9 protein-coding genes are annotated in these 6,983 nt (G+C 57.9%); 5 read left to right on the top strand and 4 right to left on the bottom strand.

Going from position 1 to position 6,983, the window contains the following annotated elements:
- Positions 1–82 precede the first annotated feature (82 nt).
- The 3 genes from RSO01_RS45395 to ligD form a co-directional block, all read right to left on the bottom strand.
- Entirely contained in the window at positions 83–334 is a 252-nt protein-coding gene (locus RSO01_RS45395) for a hypothetical protein (protein WP_147157226.1), read from the bottom strand.
- A gap of 21 nt (positions 335–355) precedes the next feature.
- The gene (locus RSO01_RS45390) at positions 356–619 is read right to left on the bottom strand and encodes an SLATT domain-containing protein (protein ID WP_147157225.1); all 264 of its coding nucleotides are present in this window, start codon (positions 617–619) and stop codon (positions 356–358) included.
- Between the two features lie 62 nt (positions 620–681).
- Positions 682–1,674 (bottom strand): non-homologous end-joining DNA ligase, encoded by a 993-nt coding sequence (gene ligD, locus RSO01_RS45385; RefSeq protein WP_170303871.1) that lies wholly within the window; start codon positions 1,672–1,674, stop codon positions 682–684.
- Between the two features lie 267 nt (positions 1,675–1,941).
- Between ligD and RSO01_RS45380 the strand changes: the two genes are divergently transcribed.
- The 3 genes from RSO01_RS45380 to RSO01_RS45365 all read left to right on the top strand — a co-directional run bounded on the left by RSO01_RS45380 (position 1,942) and on the right by RSO01_RS45365 (position 4,884).
- Entirely contained in the window at positions 1,942–2,715 is a 774-nt protein-coding gene (locus tag RSO01_RS45380) for a S1/P1 nuclease (protein WP_147157223.1), read from the top strand.
- A gap of 224 nt (positions 2,716–2,939) precedes the next feature.
- Positions 2,940–3,326 (top strand): hypothetical protein, encoded by a 387-nt coding sequence (locus RSO01_RS45370; RefSeq protein ID WP_147157221.1) that lies wholly within the window; start codon positions 2,940–2,942, stop codon positions 3,324–3,326.
- Positions 3,327–3,684: 358 nt separating this feature from the next.
- Complete coding sequence (locus tag RSO01_RS45365; RefSeq protein ID WP_147157220.1) at positions 3,685–4,884, top strand: MFS transporter; 1,200 nt, start codon at positions 3,685–3,687, stop codon at positions 4,882–4,884.
- A gap of 138 nt (positions 4,885–5,022) precedes the next feature.
- Here RSO01_RS45365 and RSO01_RS45360 read toward each other — a convergent pair whose 3' ends face one another.
- Positions 5,023–5,268, bottom strand: coding sequence for a hypothetical protein (locus tag RSO01_RS45360; RefSeq protein ID WP_147157219.1), 246 nt, complete (start codon positions 5,266–5,268; stop codon positions 5,023–5,025).
- A 1,158-nt stretch (positions 5,269–6,426) separates the two neighbouring features.
- Here RSO01_RS45360 and RSO01_RS45355 point away from each other — a divergent pair.
- Entirely contained in the window at positions 6,427–6,627 is a 201-nt protein-coding gene (locus RSO01_RS45355) for a hypothetical protein (RefSeq protein ID WP_147157218.1), read from the top strand.
- A gap of 62 nt (positions 6,628–6,689) precedes the next feature.
- A partial coding sequence (locus tag RSO01_RS45350) for a Ku protein (RefSeq protein WP_308933124.1) occupies positions 6,690–6,983 on the top strand: 294 nt, incomplete at its 3' end.

Genomic DNA, 6,983 nt, shown 5'->3' with positions numbered 1-6,983 from the left:
ACAATAAGCCCACGATCCATGCCGGAGAGATGATCGGGCTCGTCGTGTAATAGGTGAGGCAATAGCTCAAGACTTGCAAGTGCTACGAAGCCTTCGCCATATGCGAACGTACATCAGTAGTTAAATTGGACTCGGCCGCTGCAAGGTCGGAGAGCTCTTTGAGGAAATCTTCACGAGCGCGCTGTTGCGCCTCAATCGAGATTCTTGGCGATTCCCTGATGATTCGTTCTAAGCCTTCATCAATTTCCGCTGCTTCCTCCGCGGTCCTGCGTTCGACATCTAACAACAGGCGATTTACTCGCCGCGCTAAGCCATTTAGCAGCGCTGCCGCCAATGCATGTTGTTGCGCCCGACCTCAAAAGGCAAAAAACGTCTGGAGCGCGGCTAAAACTGCTGCCGACACGGACAAGGCTCCTGTTCCTACGGCGATTAGTACTCGTGTGTTGCCAAGGTCGCTAAGGCTAGCAAACGCTGTTGTACCCACAATCGTCGTAAGAATAACGACCGGAACGCCGAGCCAATAGTGCCACCTTTCTAGCTTGTCCGCGTTCATGGCATGAGCGCGCGCCAGCACCTGCAATGCGAATCTCTTTGCTTCAAAGTACTCGCTATCGCGCATCTTTCTGCCCTCCCTAGTCCGCAATTTAACGAGCAGCGCTCGGCAGCCAAATCTGAAGTATTTTAGCGCTTCCGTGGCGGATGCGGCACCGGCCGCACGACCTGCCGCGCCGGCTTGTCCTTCCGCTGGCCCTGGTACGAGACCTGGCGCAGCAGATTGTCCTCGGTCCACGTCAGGTACGTCACCTCGACGACAAGCTCGGGCTTCACCCAGTGCACGCGCGACAGTTTCAGGGGCGAGCCGAACCGGCTGTCACGCGGCGGCGGCTCGGCGAGCGGCATTCGCTTGGCCTGCAACGGCGCCAGGACGCCAGCCAGCCGCTTCAGCTCCTTGTCGCTGATCCCAGTTCCGGCACGCCCCGCATAGTGCAGGCGACCGTCTTCGGTGTAGTAGCCGAGCAGGAGTGCGCCGATGTGCGAGCGGCTGCCCTCGGGGTCAGTCCACCCCACGACCACAAATTCCTCGCGGTTGAGGCACTTGGACTTGACCCAGATCCCACGGTCACCAGGGGCGTAAGGCCGATCGGCGCGCTTGGAGACGGCACCCTCGAGCCCGAGCTTGCAGGCCTGGGCTCGGAAATGAGGGCCATTGCCGGCGACGTGCTCGCTGTAGAGCAAGCCAGCGACGTTGCGCCGGAACAGCTTCTTAAGCTTGGCCTTCCGCTCGACCAGCGGCAGCTGCGCCATGCTCTCGCCATCCAGGAAAAGCAGGTCGAAGGCATAGAAGACATGCTGATCGGTCTTGCCCTCGTCCATGGCGGCCTGCAGGCGGCTAAACACCGGCACCCCGTCAGCATTGAGGGCGCACAGCTCGCCGTCGATGTACGCGGATTTGACTGGGAGCCGCTGCAGCGCCTCGATCGTGCGCCGGTAGCGATGGGACCAATCGAGGCCAGTCCGAGTCAGCAGCGTGGCCTTGCCGCCGTCGATCCGGGCGTGCATGCGATAGCCGTCGTACTTGATCTCGTGCAGCCAGCCGTCACCGGCCGGCGCCTCTTCCACCAAGCGTGTGAGCTGCGGCTTGATCCATTTCGGCGGCCGAATTGTGGTTCGCACGGACGCTACTGCAGCACATCCTTTCATCGGCGAAAAGCTTGCCCTTTCCGGAGCATCGATACGCCGTCTCGGCGAGGCGTCAATGTTATCTCTCACACAACCGGGTCCTTACGGCGGGCCCGTGAGTGGGTCGGATCAGGCTGGCCGCGCACCAATTGCGCCGCTGGATGCGCTGGCGGCGGGCGACGCCAAGAACACATTGCCAGAGCCGAAATCGAACTGACTGATTCATGGGCTTCCTCCTATTGGCGGTTGCTTCTCCCCGGCATGCCTCATCAATTCGCTTGTAGATGGTACCAAACTACTACCAACGGTAGCAGAATTGTGGTACGCTTTGGGCGAGCTAACGCAGGGGTCTATATGCGGTGCATTTCTTCAGCGCTGGCGATTGTGTTCGCCGTCTCGGCGCCGATCCTGCTTGCGACCCAGGCGAGGGCGTGGGGCGACCATGGTCACAAGGTCGTTTGCGAGATTGCTATGCGTCTTGCCGAACCGAGCACGCGAAAGGCTATTCGAAAGCTTATCGCCACAGATGATCGGTTCGACCTTTTCAGCGAGTCCTGCACATTTCCCGATCATCCTCGTTCCAGAGCGGACGAGCACTTCGTAAACCTCGCCAGAACCTCAGGAGGCATTGGCTCCGATCCTTGTCCGAGCGCAGGAGAATGCGTCGTGACGGCAATCCAAAAGGATTTCGAGACCCTGTCCTCACCTACGGCCAGCCAAAAGCAGAAGTTGTTGGCCCTGAAGTTTTTGGGCCACTGGCTAGGCGATATTCACCAGCCACTTCACGTCTCCTTCAAGGATGATCGAGGCGGCAACGAGATCGACGTCACAGGCGAATGCACCTCAAACCTGCATTCGGCTTGGGACACCTGCTTAGTCTTGGCGGCGGTCAACGAGGATGTGGAGGACGCCGCCACGGATCTGATGAAATCAATTACACCAGCCAAGATTGAGAAGTGGACTCACTCAGAGGCCAAGGACTGGGCCAACGAGTCGTTCGCAATAACAGTCAAGCACAGACCAAATACTGCGTAGAGCAAGGAGGGTCCTGCAACCTCCAGCCTGGCAGTGTGAGAATTGACGCGGCTTATGTGGCCGCGAACGCGCCGATCGTGCGGGAACAGCTACAGAAAGCTGGGGTGCGACTCGCGCATCTTTTGGATGCCGCCCTCGCGAAATAGGAGTGCTGGTTTGGTGCGCTGACGAGCGTCCACGCGCGTAGCTTGACCCCGTCTCATTCAAAATCAGGAGCATATGGAATGATCATCATCAACATGCCGGCGGGCGAAGTGGAACACATACGCGAAGACGAAATCCTATGGTTTCGGAAGGCGTTCAAGAACGAATGGGACGGCGCCACAATGGTCCAACTCAATGGGAGGCGCATCTACTCCTCTGAGTCGGTCAAAGAACTAGCTACAAAATTCTCCGCGGCCCATGTCGAACTAGCTGTTCTGACGCCACCAGATACAGATCTCATAATGACGGTAAACGCGGAGGCGGTCCGCCAGGTGCGAGCTACTCCACCCGGGGTCTATCATCCGAATGCAAAGAGTGTGTTGTTCTTCATGAACAACGCGAGACTTGCCGTGGCGGAGACGGTGGAAGATGCGCGCAAGAAGATCGAAGAAGCGCTTCGACTGTAGCCGTCCCTTTGGCGGCCGAGGGGTTGTTCTTACGGAGCTTCTTCAACCCGGCTGAATGATCGCATAGAGCGAAAGCGATATGCTGTGAGAGCAATGGTCCTCAGCGTGACGAAAGCCACAGACACTTCGATCTAGGGCAGCTAAAATCGCTGGACCGGTGTCGCACCAACTTTCGGTGTTTAATAGGCTCATCGTTTGAGAGCCTTCGCATGTGTCATCTGTCTCGGCGTCAGACACATCATGGCAATTCCAGTGATCGCAAAGTAGTGCGTAGGGATTTGCTCCGGAGGGAAACATGCTAAGCCTTGGCATATTTGGCACCAAGCGAAACAAACCAAGCCTCCCATGCGACGACACAATGTTCGCCTACTATATGGGTGCACTGGAAGTAAGGATTGCGCGCGCGGCGTTAGCTTTGGGATGTACCACTAGTCTCGACGTCGAAGCGGATCTCGCCAACGACACTACCAAGCCGCCGGCCAGTGGTAACGACGCTGCCAAGCCGGACTCCGGTAACGCGACTGCCAACGCGGACGCCGATATCGCCGCTAGTATTGCTAGAAGGAAGGCGATGCTGGCTCAAGTGAAGAAGGATTTTAAGTCCCTCAAAGCAAAGTCTACGCAGCCTATTGCTGTTGAGGAGATGGGCAGGCTCTGGAACGAGGCCAATAGGATCGAGCGTTTGACCGTATACATCGAGCCGACGGAGTGCCTCTGGGAAGAGGTTAGGCGTCGTTTGGGGGAGGCGGCGGACGAGAACATCCTGGCTTTGGCCCGATTGCAAGGTGCCGCCGATATGCTTGCGCCCTTGGTGCTCGATTCGAATACGCCTGGAAAGTTGAAGCTAGATTTTGAAGACCAAGTCCGAGCGCTCCTGCTAGACATCCTAGAGGAGACCCACTGGGATGTTCAGAGAAAATTCTATTCTCGGCCCATTCGGAAGGTCGCTACCCGGAGAATAGTATGTTTTGGAACCGGCGCTTTTCTGATGCTGCTTGCTCCATTTCTGATGATCTACTTTTACTCCTGGTGGAGTGATATCAAGGCGGTAGAGAGTTGGTCGGGGATGCCGCTCTATGCAGCGGTGACGGCCGGTCTTTTTGGTGCGCTGTTCAGCCGCCTCCTGTATCTCCAACAGAGATGGGACACGCTTACAATCGGCGGCCTCAAGGATGCCCGAGACCGGATGTCCATTGTCTTACGAGGGTGTGTGGGCATGACCGGCGCCGTGGTCGTGTTTTTTTTCATGATGGCAAAAGTCGTTGATGGGCCTCTCTTTCCAAATTTTCAGCAGATCGGCCTCGATTTGGCGAGTTATGAGCAGCAGAGTGAAAAACCACGGACGAATCCGACGGGGGCGGCCCAAGTTCAGGTTGCAACAACCGAGCTGCATCCAGGCTTCACGGCAAAATCTGAATTCGCCAACTTCCGCCTGATTTTTCCGAGCAAGAATCTCGCGCTCCTCATTGTCTGGAGCTTTCTTGCAGGGTTCTCTGAGAGACTTGTCCCGACCATCTTGCAGGACACCGAAGCTAGTATCCGCAAAAAGGCCCAATAACCGCGACACTCGAGGTAAGTGCCGCGTCAGTCGCGCGGCTTACCCATAACGTGTCGCGCCGAGGGCGGAGCAAGCACCCACGACTGTACATCGGGCACTGGCTAGCGGCAGGTCGGAAGTGGCCCCAGCGGCTCGAGGCTACCGTTTGTCGTTTGTGCGGAACAGGCTGCAGCCAGCCTCCGTCAGCCGCACGCTGTGCAAGCCGTTCAGCTCCAGCCATCCATGTGCCTCGGCAAGCTTAACGGCGCGGTCAACTTCCTCGTGGTCGCTAAGGACAAGGCGGCGCGCGATTGAATGCAGCATGGCCCATCGACCGGCTTGGCCGCCCGTATAAGCCCAGACGTCGCGAACGATGCGTCGGGCCAAAATCTCTTCACGCGACATCCCATCGCTATGTTCAACCCACTGACGGGAGACCTGCAAGCGCCCAAGCGGGGTAGACGACCATTGTTGTTTTTGTGAATTGTTGCAACGCTGCGTGCCAGGCTCCGTTTGGCCCTTATATGGAGCAAGAAGACTTTCATGACCCACGATGGGTCGCGCAACGTCTCTAGCTCGAGCGGCAATCCCTACCGTAAAGAGGGCTTACGGGGGCCACTCATAAGTGGATTTGGGGCGATGTCTCACATCAGGCGCAAACTTTCGTCATTCGAAGAGTATTGGCGGGCGTCAAAGGCTTGGGAGCGTCAAGGGCTGCCGCTTGGCACTGGCCGAGCTTTGGCCAATGCAGGCTTCCTCAAAGTGGATGACCTCCGCTCAGCTAATGCTTTGGAGCTGGCGAGCATCCCCAGGGTAGGCCGCAAAAGCCTCGCGATTTTGCATAAATTGGCGAATCGCACGCAGGCGCGCCCTTAATTAGGGCGGGGGGATGAAGAGAAGCAGCCACGACTGTACATCAGGAGCGCTGGCGTGACTGCTGTTGTTGGCTTGAAGGCAGTTGCCGGCCGCTTCCGTCGTCTTGGAAAGGGCCCGGTAAAGCAGGAATCTATGAATTCCTGGGCGCCTAGCGGAAGGTCTTGAGCCTTTGGATCAGGGCCGTCGGGCATGCCGGTAGGTGTTTGGGTGTGTGGGACTACAGACACACGAGAAAGCTCGTTGCTTTTCGATACCCCGACGGCTGCCTATGAGATAGGGCTGATGCAATAGAAGTAAAGACTTGGCTTGGTGACTTTTGCGTCGCCGTGTCGCCACACGGGGCCTCGGGACGAAAAAGGCCCGGCAGGGTTACCCCGTGCCGGGCGGGTAGTTGAGGGAGGAGATAGCTCAGGTGTCGCAAGATTTGCGCCAAGCGGCTGTGGACCAGTCGGTGGGCTCTCGAAGCATGGAGGTCAACGGCCGGGCAGATGCGGCACCGGCCTGCTGTTCCTGCCTCGGGACGCCCTAGCCCAACCGAGTGCGGCGGATCTGTTATCTCAGGGCGCACGGCTCAAACGACGTGCTCGATTGCCAGGCCCAATAGGTGCCGAGCCGGAAGCCGGCGGTTGGATCTATCAACGCTCTGGCCGAGTATTGATGGTTAGATAAGGGAGCGGAGATGGACCTATGGCTAAGCGCAAGAAGTCCAAGGGCGCCGGTGACCAGCTTTCCGACTTCGTTGAGGATGTAGCAAGCGGCGACATGCCCGTTGAGGCCGTTTTTCGAGCTGACAAGGGAAAGAACCCCGCAGCGGACGCGCTTCGCCGGATGGGAAAAACTAAAAGAAAGACGGCCCGCTCCGCGAGGCCCAAGCGGCCGGGCCGCTAAAGGCAGAGTGCAAATGCACCAGATCTACGAGGGCAAACCAGGAACTCGTCGCTAGCGCTTGAATGCAGGCCGGGGAGCAACGTAGCGGATTTGGCAGTGTTACTCCTAGCGTGGAGGGGTCCACGAGAGGGGTTCTGAATGGCCGCGCGTCCGTCGTGGGAAGGGCATTTGCGCCTCTTCTAGTTACTTGTCCTGTCGTCCTGTTCTCGGCGACATCCGAAGCGGAAACCGTTCGATTCAACCTGATCAATCCGCAGACCAATAACCGCATCAAAATGAAAACCGTCGATGCCGGCACCGGCGAAGACGTGTCTCGGAGTGAGCTGGTCAAGGGCTATCAGTTCGCCAAAAACGAA

It is taken from the genome of Reyranella soli (assembly GCF_007992495.1).
Taxonomy (GTDB): Bacteria; Pseudomonadota; Alphaproteobacteria; order Reyranellales; family Reyranellaceae; genus Reyranella; species Reyranella soli.
The sequence above is the reverse complement of the archived record's forward strand: the minus strand, read 5'-3'. Positions and strand labels throughout refer to the sequence as shown.

Excerpts from the sequence above, each read along its gene's own strand:
- RSO01_RS45380 (WP_147157223.1), top strand. The coding sequence starts at position 1,942 with ATGCCTCATCAATTCGCTTGTAGATGGTACCAAACTACTACCAACGGT.
- RSO01_RS45355 (WP_147157218.1), top strand. The coding sequence starts at position 6,427 with ATGGCTAAGCGCAAGAAGTCCAAGGGCGCCGGTGACCAGCTTTCCGAC.
- RSO01_RS45360 (WP_147157219.1), bottom strand. The coding sequence starts at position 5,268 with ATGTCGCGTGAAGAGATTTTGGCCCGACGCATCGTTCGCGACGTCTGG.
- RSO01_RS45390 (WP_147157225.1), bottom strand. The coding sequence starts at position 619 with ATGCGCGATAGCGAGTACTTTGAAGCAAAGAGATTCGCATTGCAGGTG.
- RSO01_RS45370 (WP_147157221.1), top strand. The coding sequence starts at position 2,940 with ATGATCATCATCAACATGCCGGCGGGCGAAGTGGAACACATACGCGAA.
- RSO01_RS45365 (WP_147157220.1), top strand. The coding sequence starts at position 3,685 with ATGTTCGCCTACTATATGGGTGCACTGGAAGTAAGGATTGCGCGCGCG.